This window comes from Termitidicoccus mucosus (assembly GCF_038725785.1).
Taxonomy (GTDB): domain Bacteria; phylum Verrucomicrobiota; class Verrucomicrobiia; order Opitutales; family Opitutaceae; genus Termitidicoccus; species Termitidicoccus mucosus.
In genome coordinates this window covers 223,618-245,043 of record NZ_CP109796.1, presented here as the reverse complement: position 1 = coordinate 245,043, position 21,426 = coordinate 223,618, and the positions used below count along the sequence as shown (strand labels likewise).

The 21,426-nt window shown below is 63.7% G+C and carries 18 protein-coding genes; 9 read left to right on the top strand and 9 right to left on the bottom strand.

Annotation, left to right across the window (positions count from 1 at the left end):
- Positions 1-36: 36 nt before the first annotated feature.
- On the bottom strand, positions 37-1,239 hold the full coding sequence (gene lpxK, locus OH491_RS00815; protein WP_068772933.1) for a tetraacyldisaccharide 4'-kinase: 1,203 nt from the start codon (positions 1,237-1,239) through the stop codon (positions 37-39).
- 119 nt (positions 1,240-1,358) lie between these two features.
- On the opposite strand from lpxK, the gene panD reads away from it, so the two are divergent.
- Positions 1,359-1,724, top strand: a complete 366-nt coding sequence (gene panD, locus OH491_RS00810) for an aspartate 1-decarboxylase (RefSeq protein ID WP_068772934.1) — start codon at positions 1,359-1,361, stop codon at positions 1,722-1,724.
- Between the two features lie 194 nt (positions 1,725-1,918).
- The gene (locus tag OH491_RS00805) at positions 1,919-3,013 is read left to right on the top strand and encodes a pyridoxal-phosphate-dependent aminotransferase family protein (RefSeq protein WP_068772935.1); all 1,095 of its coding nucleotides are present in this window, start codon (positions 1,919-1,921) and stop codon (positions 3,011-3,013) included.
- A 190-nt stretch (positions 3,014-3,203) separates the two neighbouring features.
- Here the strand turns inward: OH491_RS00805 and OH491_RS00800 are convergent, their stop codons facing one another.
- Complete coding sequence (locus OH491_RS00800; protein ID WP_145929108.1) at positions 3,204-5,150, bottom strand: rhamnogalacturonan lyase; 1,947 nt, start codon at positions 5,148-5,150, stop codon at positions 3,204-3,206.
- 239 nt (positions 5,151-5,389) lie between these two features.
- On the opposite strand from OH491_RS00800, the gene OH491_RS00795 reads away from it, so the two are divergent.
- Together OH491_RS00795 and OH491_RS00790 are read left to right on the top strand one after the other, a co-directional pair.
- Positions 5,390-7,009, top strand: coding sequence for a hypothetical protein (locus OH491_RS00795; protein WP_342750812.1), 1,620 nt, complete (start codon positions 5,390-5,392; stop codon positions 7,007-7,009).
- A gap of 192 nt (positions 7,010-7,201) precedes the next feature.
- Positions 7,202-8,413 (top strand): IS701 family transposase, encoded by a 1,212-nt coding sequence (locus OH491_RS00790; protein WP_334319716.1) that lies wholly within the window; start codon positions 7,202-7,204, stop codon positions 8,411-8,413.
- 233 nt (positions 8,414-8,646) lie between these two features.
- Here OH491_RS00790 and OH491_RS00785 read toward each other — a convergent pair whose 3' ends face one another.
- From OH491_RS00785 to OH491_RS00755, 7 genes are all read right to left on the bottom strand, one after another.
- A complete protein-coding gene (locus OH491_RS00785) occupies positions 8,647-10,047 on the bottom strand; it encodes a bifunctional folylpolyglutamate synthase/dihydrofolate synthase (protein WP_084442711.1) in 1,401 nt (466 codons plus the stop codon).
- A gap of 85 nt (positions 10,048-10,132) precedes the next feature.
- Positions 10,133-11,008 carry an acetyl-CoA carboxylase, carboxyltransferase subunit beta gene (gene accD / locus OH491_RS00780; protein WP_068772937.1) on the bottom strand — a complete coding sequence of 292 codons (876 nt, stop codon included), beginning with the start codon at positions 11,006-11,008 and terminating at the stop codon, positions 10,133-10,135.
- A 34-nt stretch (positions 11,009-11,042) separates the two neighbouring features.
- Positions 11,043-11,816, bottom strand: a complete 774-nt coding sequence (locus OH491_RS00775; RefSeq protein ID WP_334319717.1) for a ComF family protein — start codon at positions 11,814-11,816, stop codon at positions 11,043-11,045.
- Positions 11,817-11,878: 62 nt separating this feature from the next.
- Positions 11,879-13,216 carry a 3-deoxy-D-manno-octulosonic acid transferase gene (locus OH491_RS00770; RefSeq protein ID WP_068772939.1) on the bottom strand — a complete coding sequence of 446 codons (1,338 nt, stop codon included), beginning with the start codon at positions 13,214-13,216 and terminating at the stop codon, positions 11,879-11,881.
- Between the two features lie 220 nt (positions 13,217-13,436).
- Entirely contained in the window at positions 13,437-14,450 is a 1,014-nt protein-coding gene (gene rnhC, locus OH491_RS00765; protein ID WP_068773040.1) for a ribonuclease HIII, read from the bottom strand.
- Positions 14,451-14,921: 471 nt separating this feature from the next.
- A complete protein-coding gene (locus OH491_RS00760; RefSeq protein WP_068772940.1) occupies positions 14,922-15,380 on the bottom strand; it encodes a flavodoxin domain-containing protein in 459 nt (152 codons plus the stop codon).
- Between the two features lie 92 nt (positions 15,381-15,472).
- Positions 15,473-16,357 (bottom strand): hypothetical protein, encoded by an 885-nt coding sequence (locus OH491_RS00755; protein ID WP_068772941.1) that lies wholly within the window; start codon positions 16,355-16,357, stop codon positions 15,473-15,475.
- Positions 16,358-16,866: 509 nt separating this feature from the next.
- On the opposite strand from OH491_RS00755, the gene ispH reads away from it, so the two are divergent.
- The 5 genes from ispH (at position 16,867) to OH491_RS00730 (ending at position 21,392) form a co-directional block, all read left to right on the top strand.
- A complete protein-coding gene (ispH, locus tag OH491_RS00750) occupies positions 16,867-18,651 on the top strand; it encodes a 4-hydroxy-3-methylbut-2-enyl diphosphate reductase (RefSeq protein WP_084442687.1) in 1,785 nt (594 codons plus the stop codon).
- 324 nt (positions 18,652-18,975) lie between these two features.
- A complete protein-coding gene (rpsT, locus tag OH491_RS00745) occupies positions 18,976-19,236 on the top strand; it encodes a 30S ribosomal protein S20 (protein ID WP_068772942.1) in 261 nt (86 codons plus the stop codon).
- Positions 19,237-19,492: 256 nt separating this feature from the next.
- Positions 19,493-20,338, top strand: a complete 846-nt coding sequence (gene gluQRS / locus OH491_RS00740) for a tRNA glutamyl-Q(34) synthetase GluQRS (protein WP_068773042.1) — start codon at positions 19,493-19,495, stop codon at positions 20,336-20,338.
- Entirely contained in the window at positions 20,335-21,219 is an 885-nt protein-coding gene (locus OH491_RS00735; RefSeq protein ID WP_084442688.1) for an endonuclease/exonuclease/phosphatase family protein, read from the top strand. Before gluQRS ends, OH491_RS00735 begins: the two co-directional genes overlap by 4 nt.
- Positions 21,204-21,392 (top strand): hypothetical protein, encoded by a 189-nt coding sequence (locus OH491_RS00730; protein WP_342750811.1) that lies wholly within the window; start codon positions 21,204-21,206, stop codon positions 21,390-21,392. The genes OH491_RS00735 and OH491_RS00730 overlap by 16 nt, the downstream gene beginning before the upstream one ends.
- Positions 21,393-21,426: the final 34 nt, after the last annotated feature.

Sequence of the window (21,426 nt, the reverse complement as noted above, 5' to 3'; positions counted from 1 at the left end):
AAGCCAAGAGCGGGGGGCACCCCGTCCCCTCGCCGCTCACGGCAGCGCCGCGGCGCCGGGGAAGCAGATGCGCTCGACCGCCTCGTTGAAGTCGGCGGCGCCGCGCAGGATGTCGATTTCCAGCCGCAGGTAATACAACGGCAGCGGACACGGCCAGGCCTCGTCGATGCGCACGGCGTCCTTCTCGGTGGTCACCACAAAATCGGCCCCCTGCTCCAGCGCGCCGGCGAAGACCGAGTCGATGTCGGCACGGGTGAAACGGTAGTGATCCAGAAAGCGCCGCGTGTGGACGATGTCCGCGCCGAAGTCTTTCAGGAATTTCTCGAAACTTTCCGGCACGGCGATGCCGGAAAACGCCGCCACGCGCCTGCCGCGCAGGTGTTCGAGCGGTTCGCGCGCACCGGGGGCGTCGTCGGCGCCGCCGAAACGGCGCAGGTATTGCGGACGGTGCGCGCACTCAATGATGTCCACCCCCGGATTGTGCTTCTGGATGAGGTCCTCCAGGTCCTGGTCGCGCCGGCCGTTGGACTTGGTGAGGAAGACGTAGCTGGCGCGCTTCAGGTGCTTGACGGGCTCGCGCAGGATGCCGCGCGGGAGCATGAAGCCGTTGCCAAACGGATTCGTCTTGTCGACGAGCAGCAGATTCAGCCGCCCCTTGAGCGGGAGGTATTGGAAACCGTCGTCGAGCACGAGCGTGTCGCAGCCGAACTTCTTGATCGCATACATGCCGGCCTTCACGCGGTTCTTGTCCACGAGCACGAGCACGCCGGGAAGGTTGCGCGCGAGCATGAACGGCTCGTCGCCGGCGTGCTCGGAGTCGAGCAGCACGCGCTTCCCGTCGCTCACGATGCGCGGCGGCGGCTCGGCGGCGTGCGTGATCCAGTTGAGCCATTTTTTCCAGAACGGCGGCGACTTGCTTTTGTAGCCGCGGCTGAGGATGGCGACCTTGCGGCCCCGGTCGCGCAACGCGCGGGCAAATTTTTCCACCACGGGGGTTTTCCCGGTCCCGCCCACGGTGAGATTGCCCACCACGACGACGAGGCATCCGAGCGGCTGGTCATGGAATATCCGGTTGCGATACAACCACCAGCGCGCCTGCACGATGCCGTTGAACAAATAGGAAAACACCTGAAGCACCGCCGTGAGCACCATGGCCGCCGTGCCCTCCGCGCGCCCAAAAAACACATCGATGGCGAATTGCTCGACGGAGCGGGCTTTTTTATTGAACCAAGAGGACATAGGGAGGTTTTGCGGAGAAAAACGCGGACTTTGGAAGGAGGACAAACGGGAGTTGAGGATTGACGCTAAAGGCAGGCTGGAGTTCGTTAACAAGTTTCTATCACGACGTTGTTCAATCCATGCAACTCAATCTGGTAAAGTCCAAGATTCATCGTGCCGAGGTCACCGATACGAGCCTCAACTACGAAGGCAGCCTCGCCATCGACAGCGAATTCATGGCGCTGGCCAACATGCGCGCCTACGAACGCATCCTCGTCGGTAACATGGCCAATGGCGAGCGCTTCGAGACCTACGCCATTCCCGCGCCCGCCGGCTCGAAGGTCATCAGCCTGAACGGCGGCACCGCCCACCTCGGCAAGCGCGGCGACCTCGTCACCATCATGTCCTTCGCCGTCGTCGATGAAAAGGAGGCCGAAGGCTGGAAACCCACCGTCCTCGTCCTCGGCGACGCCAACCGCAAGGTCATCAAGGTCTCGGGCAAATAGCCACGCTCCATATCCTTACCTATCTTTATTCTTTCCTCTTTATCTTTCTCCCAAGGCCCACTCGCCGCAGAGCCCTGAAATATGCTTAATGCAAAAGAGAAAGAGGAAAGATAAAGAATAAAGAGAAAGATACGGATAAAAGTAACCTCACTCATTCCCTTTTTTCCCAAACCCACACATCCAAACCACCGAACATGAGCTACAAACTCTTCATTCCCGGCCCCATTGCCGTCTCCGAAAAGACGCTGCGCGCCATGGCCCAACCGATGATTGGCCACCGCAGCCCTGACTTCGTCGCGCTGTACAACTCCATCCAGCCCGACCTGCAGGCGCTCATGTTCACCAAGGACCCGGTTTACCTGAGCACCAGCAGCGCCTGGGGCTGCATGGAAGGCGCGATCCGCAATGTCGTCAAAAAGAAGGTGCTCAACTGCATGAACGGCGCCTTCTCGGACAAATGGTTCGACGTCTCCAAACGCTGCGGCAAGGACGCCACGGCGCTCAAGTTCGACTGGGGCCAGCCCGTCGATCCCGACGCCGTCCGCGCCGAGCTCGCCACCGGCCAATACGACGCCATCACGCTCATCCACAACGAAACCTCCTGCGGCTGCATGAGCGACCTGCCCGCGCTGATGGCCGTCATCCGCGAGTTCCCCGAAGTCATCTCCATCGTCGACACCGTCAGCTCCTTCAGCGCCGTGCCGATCAAAAAGGACGAACTCGGCATCGACGTGCTCATCACCGGCTCGCAGAAAGCCCTCGCGCTCCCGCCCGGCCTCGCGCTCCTCTCCGTCTCGAAACGTGCCCTCGAGCGCGCCGCCGCCCTTCCCGACCGCGGCTACTATTTCGACTTCCTCGAATTCCAGGCGAACCACGAGAAAGGCATGACGCCCAGCACGCCCTGCATCGCCCTCATCTACGCGCTCAAGTCGAAACTCGAGGACATCAAGGCCGAAGGCATCGACGCCCGCTTCGCGCGCCACGCCAGGCTCAACCAGACCGTCCGAGACTTCCTGTTCGCAAAAGGCTTCAAGCTCTTCCCGAAGGAGGGCTACGGCTCCATCTCGCTCAACTGCTTCGCCAACACGCTCAACATCGACCTTTCCGCGCTGAACAAGACACTGAAAACCAAGCACGCTCTCGTGATCGACGGCGGCTACGGCAAGCTGAAAGGAAAAACCTTCCGCATTTCGAACATGGGCGACGAGACCGACGCGACCATCGCCGCGCTCCTGAAGTCCCTCGACGCCGCGCTGGCCGAGACGCCCGTGCTCGCCGCGGCAGGCTGAGCACCAGCCCAAGCCGCGATAATAAAAATCCTCGGGGCAAGCCCCGAGGTATTGAAGACACTCGCAACGAATTCCGTTGCTCCGACAAACGAGGCACGCTTCGGGGCATTCCCCCCGAAGTGCCCTGCCGTCGAAAATAAGGCGGGAAGCGCCGCCGGCCTCTTCCTTTCTTCCTGAAAAACGCCGCGTATTATTCGGCCAATTCCTTCAGCGAAGTCACGATATCCGGTTTCGGACGCGGGAGTTTCATGCCGTGACCGAGGAAAAAGCTTGGATGCGGAGGCTGGTTGTAAGCGACATTCTGCCACGCGATGGCAAGACGGTATTGACGGTCGTGCATCAGCGTGGGCAGCCGGTGTTCGGTCGGGATCGTCGTGGTGTAGATGCGCAGCTCGCGGCTGTCCGCGGCGCGCCAGACGACTTCCTCGCGCCAGTCGCCAAAGAGGTCCGCGCTCAGGCAAGGCGTCGCCTTGGTGCCGTTATTCGACGCGCAGTCGGGATCGGTAAGGAGCACGTCGGACACCCCCGTTTCCCAGTTCCATTTGGAGATGGTCACGCCATCGAGCAGTTCGCGCAGCAAATCGCCGTCCCACCATGCGAGGAAGTTTGTCTGGCGCGGTTTCCGGGAGGAAATGACACGGCCTTTGTTGTCGTAAAACTCGCCATACGAGGCCCACATTTCGTAACCGGGCGTGCGCGGGTCGATGTCGGCGGCGACGCCGCGCCCGACGTCGCCCTTGCCCCATTCGTCGCCCTTGCCGCTGACGCCGAAAATCAATTCGCCGGTGCGCGCGTCGCGAAACTCGATGCCGGCGTTACGATACGAGCGTTTGTTTTCGTGGACCATGAAAACCTGCTGTCCGCCGCGGGCGGGGTCCATGACGCTCATATGTTGCGCGTCACCATGGCCCAGCCCGGTCGAGTAAAGGCCCTTGCCGTCGGCGCCGATGACGGCGGCGCCGTAGATGATTTCGTCGCGACCATCGCCATTCACGTCGCCGACGAGCACGCTGTGCGCGCCTTGTCCGCTGTAGGCTTTGTTGCCCGGCGTGCCGTCCTCGCTGTCGAAAACCCAGCGCGAGGTGAGTTTCCCGTCGCGCCAGTCCCAGGCGGCGAGCACGGCGCGGGTGTAATAGCCGCGGCACATCACGAGACTCGGGCGGCGTCCGTCGAGATAAGCGACACAGGCGAGGAAGCGGTCCACGCGGTTGCCCTTTGCATCGCCCCAGCCGGAGCCGTCGCCGCCACGCGCCGGGACATAGTCCGTCGTGGCCATAGCCGCGCCGGTGCGTCCGTTGAAAATGGTGAGAAACTCGGGACCGTCGAGGATGACACCGCGCTCGTTGCGGTAGTCGGCCTTGGCATCCCCGATCACCCGGCCCGCGCCGTCCACGGTGCCGTCCGCCGTCTTGCAGGCGATCTCGGCGATGCCGTCGCCGTCGAGGTCGTAAACGATGAACTGGGTGTAGTGGGCGCCGGAGCGGATGTTGCGCCCGAGGTCGATGCGCCAGAGGCGGGTGCCGTCGAGTTTGTAGGCGTCGAGATAGGTGCTGCCCGTGTATCCGCCCTGCGAGTTGTCCTTGGAGTTGGTGGGATACCACTTGACGACGATTTCGTATTCACCGTCGCCATCCAGGTCGCCGACCGAGCAATCGTTGGCATCGTAGGTGTAGGATTTGCCGTCGGGCGTCGTGCCTCCGCCCGGGAGCTGAAGCGGGATGGCGAGGTATTGGCGGACCGGTGCCCCGGACGGCAGTATCCAGCTTTTGGATGCGGAGGCGGGTTGCTCCGCCCCGGCCACGATGGCGCGGACGGAATAGGTATTGGCCCGGGCCAGATCGGCGGTTTTGTCGGTAAAGCAGGTCGCGCCGGCAAGCGGGGCGGAGTTGAGCCTGACCGGCGCGGCTCCGTCCGTCGCACGGTAAAGGTTGAACGCGGTGTCGGGCGCCTCGGTGCCGAGCAAGCGCCAGCTCACAAACACCTCGGTTTCGGTCGCGCGCACCGCGACGATGCCGCGGTCGAGATTTTCCATGAGCGATGGCGCGGCGTGGACCGGCCATGTTCCCCAGACGGCCGCGCAAAGACAGAACGCCGGGACAACGGACAGGCGGGAAACACAACGGAGCAGGAATGACATGATGTGCATTGTAGTGGTAATGGGAAAGGAGCGGACTAAGAAAAAGCCGGGCCGCCGCACGCAAGCGATGCGGCTGGTTTCACAATGTCCGATCATGCGCGCTTCCTTGGAATGATGAAACACCTGTCCGTGTTGACAGTTCGAGAGGCAGACCAGACCGGAAGCGATTTATGCCCTTGAGAAATGCCCCGGCTTCGTCACCACTAGGGCACAACACACGGCGCCATGCCTGCTTTGCCATGAATCTGCCCAACGAGGCCCCCCGACTCCCCCTCTGGCCTTTTCTCGCCAGCGATGCCATTCTCCTGCTCGCCGCCTGGCTCATCGCGACCCAGGCTCCCTCCCCGCTCGACACCGCGACGCTCGCCGCGATCGCCATTCTTGTCGGAATCGGCGCCTTTGTCGCGATCATACCCTTTCTGCTCAATTATACCCGGCGGCAGGACATGCTGCTCATCGAGCGGCAGAATCAAATCGCCGCGCTTGCCCGCGACACCGCCGCCACCGCCGAGCAGATCAGCATCGCCGCCGGCAGCCTGCATGGCATCGCCGAGTCCGCCACGCGCCTGCTCAAACACGCCGACCAGCTCCCTGCGCGTCTTCAGGAAAAAATCAACGAATTCAAAACCCAGCTCAACGAAGTCGCCGTGGTCGAAAACGAAGCCCTCGCGCAGGAAATCAACACGCTTCGCGCCTCCGAGACCGAGCGGCTGGAAACGGCGCTCTCCGCCATTCGCGACGCCGCGGTCGAGCTTGCCACGCTCGAGACCGCCGCCCGCCAGCACGCCATCAGCACCAAGGATGCGCTGGCCGGCACGTCAGCCGCCGCGCGGGAAAGCGCCGTCGCGCTCGCGGCCGGCCAGGCTCTGGCCGAAAAGAAATTCGCCGAGACTCAGTCCGCCGCCATTTCCGCTATCGAGCAAACCGTGAACAGCGCCCTCGCCCGTCTCGATGCCGGCCTGGCCAAGTTCTCCAAGCTGAAATTCGAACCGCCGGCCACCGCGCCAAATTCCGAACCGCCAGCGAAGGCTGTCCCAAACAAAACACCATCGTCGCCGCCCGCCAAACCGTCCGAACCTGAGCCCGCCGGCAATGCATCTTCTGCACCCCATGCACCGGCGGACGGCGCCTTTCCTACCCCGATTTCCCCAGAACCGATCTCACGTCCGTCTCCGGCCAGCCTTCCTGTTTCGGACAAACCGCCCGCCAAATCGGAAGCCCCCGCGCAAGAGACGGCCCCGGAGCCCGCCCCCGCGCCCCGGAAACCAGTCCCGCCACCCTCCCCGCCCAAAAACGAAGAACTTGTCCCGGCCAAGGTCGCTGCTGGTTCATCGACCGACACCGCGGTTGCATCAGGCGACGATTTCGTGGACAAGCCGGAGCCCGCCTCCGAACCGGAACCAGCCGCCAATCCTGGCACTCCGCAACCGCCGGCTCCCCCGCCCGCCAAGACCCGCCAGCCGGTCACCGCAAAACGCCGTTCCGCCCACCGCGATCTTCCGCCGGACGAAGCGCTTCCCGGGTTGGATTTGCCGCCGTCTGACGATTTTAATCAGGACGTGCCGGAAACCCCGGAATTATCCACCGCCATCTCCGCCGATGGCATCACGCGTCTCATCGTCACCGCGTATATTGGCATCGGCAACAAACTCCATATTCGCGGCGAGGGTCCGGGATTGAGCTGGGACAAGGGTGTCCCGCTCCAGTTCATTTCCATTGGGAAATGGCGCTGGGAGTGTCCCGATGCCGATGCTCCGATTACCTTCAAGCTCTACAAAAACGACGAAATCGAGTGCGCGGCGCTGGGCCGGCAGACGCTCCGCCCCGGCTACCAGCACGAAGTTCCGGCAAATTTTTAGAGCATTTCCTATTTATTCTGTCGCATGTAGGGCGCGACCTTGCGTCGCGCCGCGGGCACTAAACCGGCCTGACACAAGGTCAGGCCCTACGGGGACATGGTTTATTTACGACAGAATAAATAGGAAATGTGCTATCACTACTCCGTTAAGTAATACTTGGGTTATTTTCCCCGCGCAGGCAGGATGCGAGGCATGATGACCGCAGGGCATGTGACGAGGATACGGCAGCAGTTGCAGGGTTTCGTGGAGGAGTTCGCCGAGGATTTGGGACGGAGCGAACGCCGCCACTGGTGCGGCAAGTATCTGGAGGGCTTGTTGCGAGAGGGGGAACACAAGTCGATCGAGCCGCTGGCCGCCCGGGTTGGCTGCGATGACCAGGCACTCCAGCAGTTTGTCAACCAGAGCCCGTGGGATCACCGGGCCGTGCTCCACCGACTGCGCCAGCAGATGCGGACGTCGGCGTCGGCGGGCGGAGTGCTGGTGCTCGACGACACCAGCCTGCCCAAGCAGGGCCGCCACTCGGTCGGAGTCGCCCGCCAGTATTGCGGAGCCCTGGGCAAGATCGCCAACTGCCAGAGCATCGTGACCTGGCATTGGCTGGGCGCGACAGGATTGCACTGGCCGCTGGCCGCGCAACTCTACCTGCCGGCCGAGTGGACCGCAGATGAGCCGCGGATGAGCCGGGCGGGAGTGCCGCCGGCCGAACAACGCTTCCGCGAGAAGTGGCGCCTGGCGCTCGATCTGCTCGACGAAATGAAGCCGCAGTTGCCGGCCTATCAAGCCATCGTCTTCGATGCCGGCTACGGAGTCGTGCAGTCCCTGCTGGCAGAACTGGAAAAACAGGCAGAGCCCTACGTGGCTCAGGTTCCCGGCAATATCGCCGCGTGGCCGGCCGCAGCCGTGGCCACCCTCAAGCCGGCACGGCGTGGCCGGCCGCGACAGCACGCCATCGTGCAGGATCCGGCGATGCATCCCCTCTCCATGGTTGGGTGGCGGGACAAACTTTTACAGGAACCGGGGCGATGGGTTCAGGTGCAATTGCCACGGGCCGACGGTGCCAGCGTCCAGGCTGTGGCCGTGCGGGTTCAGGCCTCCCGACGAGGCAGTCGCTGGCGGCAGCCCGGCGCGGCCCGCTGGCTGCTGATCGAGCAACTCGGCGAGGAGACCTTCAAATATTATCTGTCCAACCTTCCGGCCGGCACCCCGCTGGCGGAGCTGGTCCGGCTGGCGCACCAGCGCTGGGCCATCGAACAGGGCTACCAACAATTGAAGGAGGAGCTCGGGCTCGACCACTTCGAGGGTCGTTCCTGGCGGGGGCTGCACCATCATGTTACGCTGTGTTTCCTCGCGTTCTGTTTCCTGACCAGACTGCGGTCGTCAAAAAAAACGCCCCTCGCTGCCTGAAGTGCGCCGCTGGCTCATGGAGGCGCTGGCCCTTTGCACCTGCCCGCGCTGCCAAACCCGCTTCACCCGCTCCGGAATCATCCTCGACTCGTCATAGTTCTTACTTAACGGAGTAGTGCTAGGTTACAAGTTGCCCCACCCGTGAAATTCTTCCGATGGCAAGACGCGGCGGCGGTGTCGCGGCTTTGTTGTCCGAAAAACCGAACGGCATCCCGTGTTTCTCGTGGCGGCGATCAGAAATCCTGCAAGCGCCCCTCCCCTTTCGCGCCTTCCTGCAGGCGCGTGAAGATCTCGCCGATCAGATAAAGCGAGCCGGTCACGATGATCGGGGCGTCAGGATCGGACAGCACGCAGTGATTGGGGACGGGGAAAAGCGTTGCGATGTCGGCGCGATGAATCCGACCGGAAAAGGCGCCCGGCAGATATGACTCCAACTGCGCATGCGTGCAGGCGCGGGATTGCGCGGGCACGACGAGATGGAGCTCGCGCGCGTGCCTCGCGGCGACCTCCAGCAGGGCGCGGGCCCGGGCCTCGCCGAGCGCGCCGGTGATGACGATGAGACGGCGTCCGCCCAATCCAGCGCGGAGGCGGTCGAGGTTTGCGTCGAGCACTTGCGCGCCCTCGGGATTATGCGAGGCGTCGAAGATGAAAGGCTGCCCGCCCACCGTCACGCGCTCCCAGCGTCCGGGCCAGTCAACCCTCATGAGGCCGCGCGCGACGGTTTCGCCCGTCAACCGCCAGCGCGCCGGAAACATGCGTGCCGTGAGCGCGGCGGTGGCGGCATTCCAGCGCTGGTAATCGCCCTCAAGATTCGTCGGCGGATACCCTGCGAAGTCGGCGCCGAACTCTTCCGCGATGGAGTGCACCTGCGAGCCGGCGCGCGCGGCGGCCTCGCGTATGACGCGCTCGGCGGCGGGCGGCACGTGGCCGATGACGACGGGGCGGCCGGGCTTGATGATGCCGGCCTTCTCGGCGGCGATTTTTTCCGGCGTGTCGCCGAGCATCTCGCAATGGTCGAGGCTGATGCTCGTGATCACGGACACCTCGGGCAGGACGATGTTGGTGGCGTCGAGCCGCCCGCCCATGCCGACCTCGATGATGCCGATGTCGCAGCGTTTGCGCTCAAACTGCCAGAACGCCATCGCGGTCATGAACTCGAAAAAACTCGGATGATCGTCGGGGCTCTCGCGCGACACATCCTCCGCGATGGGGCGGAGCGCGTTGGTGTAGTCGATGATTTCCGCCTCGGTGAGGGACACGCGGTCCACCTGCACGCGTTCGCCGAGGCGCACGAGATGCGGCGAGGTGTAAAGCCCGGTGCGCCAGCCGGCCTCGCGGAAAATCGCCTCGAGCATCGCGGCGGTGGAGCCCTTGCCGTTGGTGCCGGTGATGTGAATGGCGGGCACGGCGCGCTCCGGATGCCCGAGCGCGGCGACCCATGAGCCCATGCGGTCGATGCCGTATTTCACGCCGCGCGCCTTCAGGCTGAACAGGTAATCCTGCACGTCCGCGTAGTCCGTGAACGGCGACGGCGGCGCGGCGGCCGCGGGAGCGATGGCCTCCAAAGGGGCGCGGGCATTCCTGCCCGCGTCGTCGCGGACAGGTTTCGAGGCCGAAGGCCGACAGTCCGCCATGTCCGCGCTCCTGTTTTCAGCGTCCCCGTTTTTAGCGTCTTTGTTTTCCACGCCCGCGGCCCTCATGTTCGCGGCCTTCATCTTGTCACTTGCCATTTGCAACTTGGTCCTTCGCCCCTCCGCGCCGATGGAACACTTTCAGCAACGCGCCCAGCCGGTCGCGCATTTCGAGGCGGCTCACGATCTGGTCGATGAGACCGTGCTCGAGCAGAAACTCCGCCGTCTGGAAACCCGGCGGCAGCGTTTGTTTCGTGGTGTCCTTGATGACGCGCGCGCCCGCGAACCCGACCAGCGCGCCGGGCTCCGCGATGATGACGTCGCCGAGCGTGGCGAAGCTGGCGGTCACGCCGCCCATGGTCGGATGCGTGAGCACCGAGATGAACGGCAGCCGCGCCTCCGCCAGCCGGCCGAGCGCCGCGCTGGTCTTGGCCATTTGCATGAGCGAAAAAATGCCCTCCTGCATGCGCGCCCCGCCCGACGCGCTGAAAATGACGCAGGGAATCTTTTTCGAAAGCGCGGTCTCGATCGCGCGCGTGATTTTCTCGCCCGCCGCCGCGCCCATCGCGCCGCCGCAAAAACGAAAATCCATCACCGCGACCGCGATCCGGACGCCGTGGATTTCGCCCGTCCCGGAAATCACCGCCTCGGGCAGCCCGCTGTCCTTTTCGTAGCGCTTGATGCGCTCCGGATACGGCACCGAGTCCACAAACTTCAGCGGATCGGCCGAGCGCACGTCGGCCGCGCTTTCCTTGAACGAGCCCTCGTCGAACAGCGCCTTGATGCGCTCGCGCGCGCCGATGGGGAAATGGTAGCCCGATTTCGGCACCACCATGAGGTTGTCCTCGAGTTCCTTGTTGAAAACGATTTCCCCTGAGATGGGGCACTTCGTCCACAATCCCTTCGGGATGTCCTTCTTTTTGACGACAACAGTCGAGTATTTCGGCTTGCTGAAAAGCGACATGGAGAAAAATGCGTTGGGCGGCGGCGTGGTTGTTTTAACCGTGACCGAAGGTGACGATATCCAGCGTCAGGCAGCCGGCGCGCCGCAGCACGCCAGCACAGCTATTGAGCGTTGAACCCGTGGTGAAAACATCATCGACAAGCATGTAATGCTGGCCGGGAGTTATGACGGCGCCGGGGGCGAGTGCAAAGGCATTTTTCAAGTTCGCCCGCCGCGTCTTCCTGTCGAAAGTCGTCTGCGAAACGGTGTCCGCCTCGCGCCGCAGAAGCTCCTCCACGCGCGTCGCGCCGCCGGCATCGCGCGCCAGGCAGTCCGCCAGCACGCGGCTTTGGTTGAACCCGCGCTCGCGCTCCTTGCGCGGATGCAACGGCACCGGCACCAGCACCGTGCCGCGCACAAAACGCAACACGCCCTCCGACCGCCGCGCCAGCGCCGCCATGTCGTCGAGCACGTGGAGACCCTTGTGATATTTCAACTCGTGCACGAGCGCGCGCGCCGCGGCCTTCATCAACACCACCGTGCGGCCCTCGCGATAGGCCGGGGCCAGTCCGTCGCAATGCGGACAAAGCCGCATCGCCCCGTGCGCCGCCTCCTCCGCGAAAATCCCGTGGAACGGATATCCGCACGTCGTGCAGCACGGTTCGCGCACGATCTCGATTTTCTCCGCGCACTTCGCGCAGACATGGCGGAGCGGCGGCGGTGAAGCGGCCTCCCCCGCCCCGCCCGCATCGCCCGGAGCGTCCGGAGCGAAATCCTCCACGATGTCCCCGCAGCCCACGCATACGCGCGGAAAGACCACGTCGGCCACGGCGCGAAAGATTTTTCGCAGGCCGTTCGAAAGCCGCATAGCGGTTGGGCGCGCTACGGACATCACGACAATGTGCCGGCGCGCGGCGCGGACGGCTTGGCCCGCGCCAGCTCCTCCGCCACGATTTCCACCGTCCGGGCCAGGGCTCCCTGGTTTGCCTTGTGGCACGCCCGCGCGGCCTCGGCCATCGCGCGACGCTCTTCCGGCGCGGTCGCCAGCAGACTCAGCGCCACCGCCCGCAACTCGTCCGCGTCGCGCACCACGCGCGCCGCCCCGGCCTCGGTCAGATAACGCGTGATGTCGCGGAAGTTCGACATGCCCGGTCCCATCAGGATCGGCTTGCCGAGGGCCGCCGCCTCCACCGGCGTCTGTCCCTCGGCGTGCGGCGGCAGGCTTTTCCCGACGAACACCAAGTCCGCCAGTTGCGCGAATTTCCGCAGTTCGCCCGTTGTGTCGCCCACCGCGATATCGACCACGCCCGGCGCCGCGCCGCGCGAGCGCAAATGCCACGAAAAACCCGTCCCGCGCAACACGTCCTCGACCTCCGCACGCCGCTCCATGTGGCGCGGCACGAGCAGCAGCCGAGCCGCCACGCCCGCCTTGCGCAAGGCCGCCAACGCCCCTGCCAGCGCCTCCTCCTCGCCCGGCCACGTGGACGAGCCCAGCAGCACCAGCTCGTTTGCCGCCGCGCCGCCCAGCCCGATCTCCTCGCGCAATCGCGCGCGCTCCGCGGCGTCCATGAGCGGAATCGTCACGTCCCACTTCATGTTGCCGACGGTGGTGATTTTTTCCGCGTCCACGCCCAGTTCGCGAAAACGCGACGCGTCCTCCGCCGAGCACGCCAGCACGCGTGTAATGCCGCGCAGCATGAGCGGCCCCATGAGTCGGCGCCACGCGCGCATCCGCCCAAAACTGCGGTCGGACAAACGCGCGTTGACCGCCAGCACCGGCACGCCGCGCCTGCGCGCCTGCGCGATGTGCTCGGGCCAGCGCTCGCCCTCGGTGAGGATGACCAGGTCCGGCGCGACCGCGCGCCATGCGCGGGCGGAAAACAGCCACCAATCCGTCGGGAAATATCCGATCCCCGCGACCAGACCGCGATAACGCTCCTCGGCGATCTTGCGCCCCGTGCTCGTGGTCGTGGTCAGGTAAACCTCCGTGTCGCCGCGCCGCTTGAGCGCCTCGAGGATGGGCGCGATGGCGAGCATCTCGCCCACGCTCACCGCCTGAAGCCACACCCGCCGCGCGCCCGCGCGCTTGGGCGGCAGCGGCGCGACCGCGCCGAAGCGTTGTTGAAAGTCCCGCCGGTAGCCGCCGCGCTTTCGCATGCGAAACAGATAATAGGGCGCCGTGAAGCACAACACGGGCAGAAACAACAGACGGTAGATCCAGAGCGCCATGGAAAAGCGCCATTTCCCCGCCCAACCCCGCCCGCTGGCAACGAAAAAACGTTCCCTTCGCACGCGGGAGAGATTCGAAACGGCGACTGCTCTTTCTTCTTTCCTCTTTATCTTTCTTCTTTCTCCGTCCCGCACCGGGGTCCCAAATAGTTTGAGGAGAAAGATAAAGAGAAAGAGGAAAGAAGAAAGAGGGACGGGGCTGCTTCCCGTGCCGCCCCGCTTATTGCCACTCCATCCGCTCCTTCGGCTTCGGGAGGGGAAGTTCGTCGAGCTTGCCGGCGGCGGAAACCACTTCGTAGGCGGTGCGGAAATGCAGCTTGGCAAACTCGCCCAGCGCGCGCGCGCCGAATTTTTGGATGATCTCGGACGCCTGCTGCTTCACCAGCGGACCCGCGCCCTTGGTGAGTTTCGCACCGAATTTTTTCGAAAGCTTCGCCATCTGCCGCACGTATTCGGCGCGGGCGCAGACCGACGCGGCCGCGACCACGGGGTCTTCCTCGGCCTTGGTGCGCATCCTCAACTCAAAATTCTTCACGTCCTTCTTTTTCAACTCGCGCTGCACGAGCGGCTGTTCGCTGAACTGGTCGAGCAGACCCCACGGCACCCATTTTTTGTCGAGCGCGGCGACGAGGCCCTTCGCGTGCTGCCAGGCGAGCAGCAGGTTCAGGTTGGCGCGGGGTTTCGACATGAGTTCGTTGTATTTTGTCATGTGCTCCCATGCGAAAATCTCCACGACGACGCCGGGGGTTTTGCGGATGAGTTCGTCGAGTTTGACGATCTGGTTGTCGGCGATTTTTTTCGAGTCCTTCACGCCGGCCTTGATCCAGGCGTCGATGGCGGGCTTGTCCGCGATGACGGTCGCGGTGGTGACGGGGCCGAATAAATCGCCCTTGCCGCTCTCGTCCATGCCGGCGTGCGGCTCGAACCAGTCCGGATGCAGCACCTCGTCATAGCCGAGTTTCGGCGCTCCCGTGACCTCGACTTCGAGCGTGTCGCGCACAAAGTCCTCGGTGCCCTTGCCGGCGACGACGAGCTTGCCGCTGGTGTAGGCGGTGACGTTGATTTTGAGGTGGTCGGCCTTGTAGGCGAAACGCGTGTAGGCGACATCGAACGGCATCCAGCCGCGCGCCTCGCAGATGGCGCGGAGTTTCTCCATCTGCGCATCATCGAGCTTGATGGTGTAGCTGCTGAGTTTTTGCGGGGAATCGTCGTCGCCGGCCGTTTTTCTGGGCATGGGGCTATTGGCCATAATTCAACGCGGAAGGCACGGAAAATCTTGGGGACAAACGATGAATTACGAATGACAAATTACGAATTGCGAATGAGGCGCCGACGCGCCGGGTCCACGCATGGAGCGGCAGCTCCCAATTCGTCATTCGTCATTCGTCATTCGTAATTTATAAATGCTGCCCGTCTGCGCCGGCCCGGAGCCGTGCCCTGCTTTTAACAAACACACTTGCGTGCGACCTGTTGAGCCAAACCACCGGGGAACAGCCGGCAGCAGACGGGAAATTTTTCAATCGTTCTGTTTCCTGGTATTTTCAGAACGCGGCATGCAGCCCCAGCAAAAACACCGCGAGGAGCAGCAGCGCGACGGTGACGCATCCGATGAAACGCAGCGTGTCGTTGTCCCGTGTTGCTCTCATGAACCGGAAAAAGCGCGGGCGGAGCCTGCATCGGCCGTGTCAATCGGACGCCGGCGCAGTCAGGCGAGCGTCGCCTTTAATTCGCCGAGTTGCGGGAAAACGGTGTTTTCCCATTGCGCGTAGGTGTCGTCGAAGTCGAGATCGGCCTCGACGCGCTCGCTCACGCGCTGCGCGCCGAGGGCGGCGAGCCGCTCGTCGAGATTGCGGGCGAAGGCGTTGAAATCCTGGTAATCGTGATCGCCAAGGCCGAGCACCGCGTAGCGCAGCCCGGAAAGATCGGTCTCGGTGCCGGCAAGCTCCTCGAAAAATTCGCGGGCGTCGTCCGGCGGCTCGCCGTCGCCCCAGGTGCTCACGACGAAAAGCGCGAGACCGGCGGACGCGAGGTCGGCGGGCTTCACGTCGGCGAGGTTGTGGAGCTGGGACTCCCAGCCTTCGGTCGCGGCGCGCTCGCTGGCGCGGGTGGCGAGGGACTCGGCGTTGCCGGTCATCGTTCCATAGTAGATGTGCAGTGTGGCCATAAGGTTTGTTGTTTGGGTGGAGGGAAAATTTTCTCTTTCTTGGGCGGGACGTGAAATGCGGTGATGCCTGCCGGGAAACAATGGCGCGCGGCTCACAGCCATTCGGAAAACACGCCGTGCACGACGGCGCGCCAGATGGTTTCGAACGCGGGATCGGCGGGCGGCGCCATTTCGACCAAGAGCGAATCGTCCTGGCCTCCGATATAGAGCGAACGACTCGCGCCCGTCCCGATGGCGAAAGAGCGCGCGGCGGGCAGGCCGAGTTGCAGGGTGTGGCCGCCGCCGTCCTTGATGGTCAGCGCGCGTTGCGCGATGCCCGCCCGGCGCGGCGCGAACTCCCGGACGTGGCAGGCCTCGGGCGTGCGCAGAATCCATTGCACGGGCAGATCGTGGCTGTCGAGCGACGCAAGCAATTCCAGCAGCAGGTCCTCGTCGAAGCGCATCGCATGCGCGTCGCGCGGCGTTTTCGGAAGAAATTCGCCGGCGGTCGGCGCCGACGCGGCCAGCGCGTCGTCGTCCTCGGTGCCGGTGGCCAGCGCGTCGAACACGCCCGCCCAGCCCTCAAGCCCGCCCTGGGCCGGCGCGCAAATCTGGAGAAATGGCAGCGCGCGGGCATTCCACACTTCCACCCGGGCGGGGGAATCGCAGCACGGGCACGCCGTGAGCCAGCCCCACGCGCGCCACCATTCGGAAAAACGAAAGCCCAGCGTTCCGTCCTTCGCACAAACCGCCCCGCCGTCTTCCCGCGCCACAAAGCCGGGGACCTCCGTCACCGCGATGAGCCGGGCAAACACATGCCGCGTTTGCACCACCACGCGACCAAGGCCGCGGGCGGTTTCGAGCAGCAGCGGCCAGTCGGGCCGGAGGGCGATCCGCCCCTCCGCCGAGGTGCGATAGCACCGGCTCACCCGCGAAACCGTCTCGGTCGGATGGGAAAGCGCGCGAGAAAAACCGCCGGCGTTGTCAGGTGAAAACATGGAGGATCAATCGTTGTGGGTTGGCCGAAACGCCGATGCGCCCGGTGTCGTCGCCGTGGGATTTTCCGATGCCGTCCGTCCAAACCACACCCCGATTTTAAGAAGTCGCTGTGTATCTAAAAACTGGGAGATAGAAAAAAACATCGTGATAACAAATCTCATTATCACGACAGATAAAAGGTCAAGGCTTTTATGAGACTTTATCTCGAAAATTTTAAAGCAATGAATATAAAATTATTATATCCATGAACAGAAAGAATCCATGCTCGCGTCCACGCAGCACGGCGGGGGAAGTGGTATCATTCTATCTTTCCTCTTTATTCTTTATCTTTCTCTTTCGTCAGGCTTTTCGCTTTGCATGGAACTCGCTGCCCGTTCCTGACGAAAGAGAAAGATAAAGAATAAAGAGGAAAGACTCCGGCAGTGGCACGACTTTGAATTGCACCCGCCGCGCGGAGACATCGTCAAATCTGCTTCACGCTTTCCGTGCAATCCTCCACCTTTCCGTCATGTCTGTCGCGATTCTCGCCTTCAACACCAGCAACCAGCTCGTCGTGCTTCACCGCGACGGAATCTGCGATCTGGCGTTTGCCGGCGGGAACCTCGCTTCGGCGGAAGCGCGCCTCGCGGCGGAATTCCCCGCGCATACCTCACCGGCCCTCGCCTATGCGGTGCGCGATCATGCGCCCGAAACCATCGACGTTTATTTCACCCAAGTCCCCTCGCCCGCCCGCCCGGCTTCCGCTCACGGCATCGCATCCGCTCCCGCCTCCGATTTTCGCTCGCTCGATTCGCTTGACGGCGCCCCGAAGAGCCCGGCGCTCGCCGCCGTGCTCGCCGCCATCGAGCCGCATTTGATCGCAATTCCCTACCTCCACCTCAGCGAGCACGATTTCATCTACAAATTCCGCCCGGACAAGGAGCGCAATCGCGACATCTACCAATTCGACGACCACGCCCGCGCGCTCTACCAATCCCGCCTCTGCGCCGCGATCAAAGCCCTCTCCCGCACCAACGAACGCAGCGCCACCGCGCCCACCGCGCTCGATTTCGGCCCCGTCCGCTACCTGATCCCCAGTCATTTCGGCTTCTGCCTCGGCGTAAAAAACGCCATCGAACGCGCCTACGAGACGCTGGCCGAGAATTCCGGCCGGCGCGTCTTCATGCTCTCCGAGCTCATCCACAATCCCTTTGTCAACGAGGACCTCCTGCGCCGTGGCCTCCGCTACCTCCAGACCGACAAAGGCGTCCCGCTCACGCTCGAAGGCCGCAAGGCCGCCCCCGACACCCCGCCCGGACAACTCCTCTGGAACACGCTCACGCCCGACGACATCGTCATCATCCCCGCCTTCGGCGCCACCGACGACGACAAACGCCGCCTCGTCCGCAAAGGCGTTCCCGTCTGCCAGTATGACGCCACGTGCATGCTCGTCGAAAAAGTCTGGAAATCCGCCCGCGCCTTCGGTCGCCGCGGCTACACCATCATCATCCACGGCAAGCACGAACACGAGGAAACCAAGGCCACCTTCTCCAACGCCCGCCGCCACGCGCCCGCGCTCATCATCCGCAACCTCGACGAGGCCCGCGTGCTCGCCGGCCTCATCTCGCATCCGGACGCCCCCGACACGCCCGCGCGTTTCGCCGCCGCCTTTGCCGGCAAGCACACGCCGGGCTTCGATCCCGTCCGCGACCTTCAGCGCATCGCCGTCGTCAACCAGACCACGCTCCTGATGAACGAGACCATCGACATCATCGAGCACCTGCGCGCCGCCTACGCCGCCCTTCACGGCCCCGCCGAGGCGCGCGCCCGTGTCGGCGGCGACGGCAAACGCGACACCCTCTGCTACGCCACCCAGGTCAACCAGGACGCCCTTGCCCGCGCCCTCGCCGAGCCGCTCGACGCCGCCCTCGTCATCGGCGGGAAAAACTCCTCCAACACCTACCAGCTCCACCGCCTCTGCGAGCAGCGCCTCGGCTCCGCGGCCTTCTTTGTTCAAAGCGAAGCCGACATCCATTCCGCCAGCGTCATCCAGCACACCCGCTTCCCCGCGCACGGCCCCGCGAAAGGCCAGACGGCCGCTCCGCTGCACATCGCGACCACCGAGCCCCGGCCCTTTCTGCCTCTCGCCGCCCTCGCCTCCGCCGCTCCGGAAAACCCGCTCCGCATCCTCCTCACCGGCGGCGCTTCCTGTCCCGACGGCATCATCCAGCAGGTCATCACCCGCATCAACACCTTCTTCCCCCCGGACAAGCTCCGCCCCATAACCGCCGTCCTCGCCGACCTCGAAGGATAGCGCATTTGTCCAATCTTATACCATTGCCGAGCCCGTTTCGGACTTTAGCGCCCCCTGTCTTTTTGGAGGGCCGGGCTCCCGCGAGGCCGTCGCGGTTGGACGCACCGTTTTTCGGCGACGGCCTCGCGGGAGCTCGCCCCTCCAACGGAAAGCGGATTCCAAGCATAATGAACTGCATTGCGAACGACGTAATGGCGTGGCAGCGCCTTGTAGCGCCCCCAATCGTCCCGGGCGAAGCGAGAAGTTTGTCATCAAAATCGAAAATCCCTTGACTCCCGGCGACGGGTTTGGGTTTCTGTCCAACTTACAAATTTACCAAACGTCATGGCCAACACCAAATCCGCCATCAAGGCAGCCCGCAAAACCGAGCGTTTCACCACGCGCAACCAAACCGTCAAAACCCGCCTGAAGACTTTGCACAAGAAGTTTGAGGCCGCCGCCAAAAGCGGTGATGCCGCCGCCGCCAAGGCCGCCGCCATCGCCTACACTTCGGCCATGGACAAAGCCACCAAGTCCGGTGTCGTCCATAAAAACGCCGCCGCCCGCGCGAAGTCGCACGCCGCCAAATACGCGCAGGCCAAATAAGACAACCCGCATCCCCGACGAGCAGGTTTTCTCCATCGTTATTCACCCAAGGACCCCCGTTTCGCACGGCTTGCGAGACGGGGGTTTCTGTTTTCCCCAAAAAATCGCTCACGATCTCCTCAACCGTTCTTTCCTCTTTCTTCTTTATCTTTCTCTTTCTCCATTGGGGCGCTGGCCTTTCGAGAAGAAAGAGGAAAGAACGGTTGAGGACAACGAGTAAGAGAACGAGAACGATTTTTCAGGGGCGACCATGACCATGCCGACAACCTACACCGGACGCCTCGCGCCTTCGCCGACAGGACTGCTCCACCTCGGGCATGCGCGGACCTTCTGGATCGCCGCCGAACGCGCGCGGGCTGAAGGCGGGGTGTTGCGGCTGCGCAACGACGATCTCGACCGCGCGCGCTGCCGCCCGGAGTTTGTCGCCGCCATGCTCGAAGACATCGCATGGCTCGGACTCGCCTGGACGCCGCCCATGCTTTCGCAAAGCGAACGCATGCCGCTCTACCGCGCCGCGCTGGCCCGCCTGCATGCGGCGAATCTCATCTATCCCTGCCATCGCTCGCGCCGCGACGTCGCCGAGGCCGCCGGAGCACCGCACGAAGGAGGCGACGATGACGAACCTGTTTTCCCTCCCGCATGGCGCCCGCCCGCCGGCGCGACACCGCCGCTTCCCACGCCCGACGTCCCCATCGCCATCAACTGGCGTTTCCGCGTGCCGGACGGGGAACTCGTCTCGTTCGCCGACGGACACGCCGGGCCGCGGCAAGCCGTCGCCGGACGCGATTTCGGCGATTTCCTCGTGTGGCGGAAAGACAACACGCCCAGCTATCAACTGGCCTGCGCCGTGGACGATGCCGATATGGGCATCACCGAGGTCGTGCGCGGGGCCGACCTGATCAAATCCACCTTTCGCCAGCTCCTCCTGCTTCGCGCGCTCGGCGCGACCGCCCCGGCGTTTTACCACTGCCCGCTTGTCACCGACGCCGCCGGACGGCGCCTCGCCAAACGGCATGATGCGCTCGCCCTCCGCACCCTGCGCACCCAAGGACTCTCGCCAGCGTCGATCATCGAGCGATTCCGCAACGAACCCGCCCCATGAAGCGTTCCACCTGCGACGGCCTGCCGCGTCCCGAGACCAGCCGTTTTCCGTTGCATGGCACCGCCTTTCCCGGCGATGATTTCGACATTAATTTTCACCAGGACATGCCTCAACCGTTGCGGATTGTCACCTACAACATCGCCCACGGGCGCGGCCTGAAACCGATCCAGGGGCTTGGTTCGCGACGCGGCATGCGCGCCCAGATCATGAAAATCGGCCGCCTGCTGCGCAGCCTGGAGCCCGATGTGGTGGCGATCCAGGAAATCGACGAGGACTCGTCGTGGGCGGGCAACTTCGACCAGCTCGAATTCCTGCGGCGCTGCGCGCATTTTCCCTACGCGGTGTTCGGCGTGAACAACCGCCGCAACGGGCTGCTGCGTTTCAACTACGGAAACGCCATCCTGTCCCGGCACCCCATCGAGGACTCCGAGAACATCGTTTTCGGGAAAAAAGCCATCGGCGAAAAAGGGTTTCTTTACGCGGAAATCGACGTGCAGGGCAGCCGCGTGCCCTTTGTGAACATGCACCTGCACCACCGTTCCCGCGCCCGACGGCTCAAGCAAGTCGGCATGGTGATGGATTACCTCGACCGCAAGCACCTCGAGCGACACACCGACTGGCGCGTGCCGCCCATCGTGTGCGGCGACCTGAACAACCCCTCGCACAAAACCGACGCCACCGCCTCGCTTTTCCAGTATTTTTTGCAACACGGCCGCTACATGCTCTATCCGGTCTCGGGCCGCACCTACCCCTCGCTGCTGCCGCAGCGGCTGCTCGATTTCGTGTTTCTTCCGCCCGGCTGCGCCGCCACGAGCTGCCGCGTGGTGCGCTCCTTCCTCTCCGACCACCGTCCCGTCGTGGTGGAATGCAGGCTGAAGTAGAAAAAGTGACAGGTAACAAGTGGCAAGTGACAAGAGGCAGGCAAAGCGCGCGGCGTCTTCTTGGGGTGCAATGCAAAGTCGTGCCACCGCCGGAATCGTTCCTCTTTATTCTTTCTCTTTCTCTTTCTCCCTGCCCGTTCCTGACGAAAGAGAAAGAGAAAGAGAAAGAATAAAGAGGAAAGATGGGATGACACCGCTTTGAATCGT

Excerpts from the sequence above, each read along its gene's own strand:
- lpxK (WP_068772933.1), bottom strand. The coding sequence starts at position 1,239 with ATGTCCTCTTGGTTCAATAAAAAAGCCCGCTCCGTCGAGCAATTCGCC.
- panD (WP_068772934.1), top strand. The coding sequence starts at position 1,359 with ATGCAACTCAATCTGGTAAAGTCCAAGATTCATCGTGCCGAGGTCACC.
- OH491_RS00805 (WP_068772935.1), top strand. The coding sequence starts at position 1,919 with ATGAGCTACAAACTCTTCATTCCCGGCCCCATTGCCGTCTCCGAAAAG.
- OH491_RS00800 (WP_145929108.1), bottom strand. The coding sequence starts at position 5,150 with ATGTCATTCCTGCTCCGTTGTGTTTCCCGCCTGTCCGTTGTCCCGGCG.
- OH491_RS00795 (WP_342750812.1), top strand. The coding sequence starts at position 5,390 with ATGAATCTGCCCAACGAGGCCCCCCGACTCCCCCTCTGGCCTTTTCTC.
- OH491_RS00790 (WP_334319716.1), top strand. The coding sequence starts at position 7,202 with ATGATGACCGCAGGGCATGTGACGAGGATACGGCAGCAGTTGCAGGGT.
- OH491_RS00785 (WP_084442711.1), bottom strand. The coding sequence starts at position 10,047 with ATGGCGGACTGTCGGCCTTCGGCCTCGAAACCTGTCCGCGACGACGCG.
- accD (WP_068772937.1), bottom strand. The coding sequence starts at position 11,008 with ATGTCGCTTTTCAGCAAGCCGAAATACTCGACTGTTGTCGTCAAAAAG.
- OH491_RS00770 (WP_068772939.1), bottom strand. The coding sequence starts at position 13,216 with ATGGCGCTCTGGATCTACCGTCTGTTGTTTCTGCCCGTGTTGTGCTTC.
- rnhC (WP_068773040.1), bottom strand. The coding sequence starts at position 14,450 with ATGCCCAGAAAAACGGCCGGCGACGACGATTCCCCGCAAAAACTCAGC.
- OH491_RS00760 (WP_068772940.1), bottom strand. The coding sequence starts at position 15,380 with ATGGCCACACTGCACATCTACTATGGAACGATGACCGGCAACGCCGAG.
- OH491_RS00755 (WP_068772941.1), bottom strand. The coding sequence starts at position 16,357 with ATGTTTTCACCTGACAACGCCGGCGGTTTTTCTCGCGCGCTTTCCCAT.
- ispH (WP_084442687.1), top strand. The coding sequence starts at position 16,867 with ATGTCTGTCGCGATTCTCGCCTTCAACACCAGCAACCAGCTCGTCGTG.
- rpsT (WP_068772942.1), top strand. The coding sequence starts at position 18,976 with ATGGCCAACACCAAATCCGCCATCAAGGCAGCCCGCAAAACCGAGCGT.
- gluQRS (WP_068773042.1), top strand. The coding sequence starts at position 19,493 with ATGCCGACAACCTACACCGGACGCCTCGCGCCTTCGCCGACAGGACTG.
- OH491_RS00735 (WP_084442688.1), top strand. The coding sequence starts at position 20,335 with ATGAAGCGTTCCACCTGCGACGGCCTGCCGCGTCCCGAGACCAGCCGT.
- OH491_RS00730 (WP_342750811.1), top strand. The coding sequence starts at position 21,204 with ATGCAGGCTGAAGTAGAAAAAGTGACAGGTAACAAGTGGCAAGTGACA.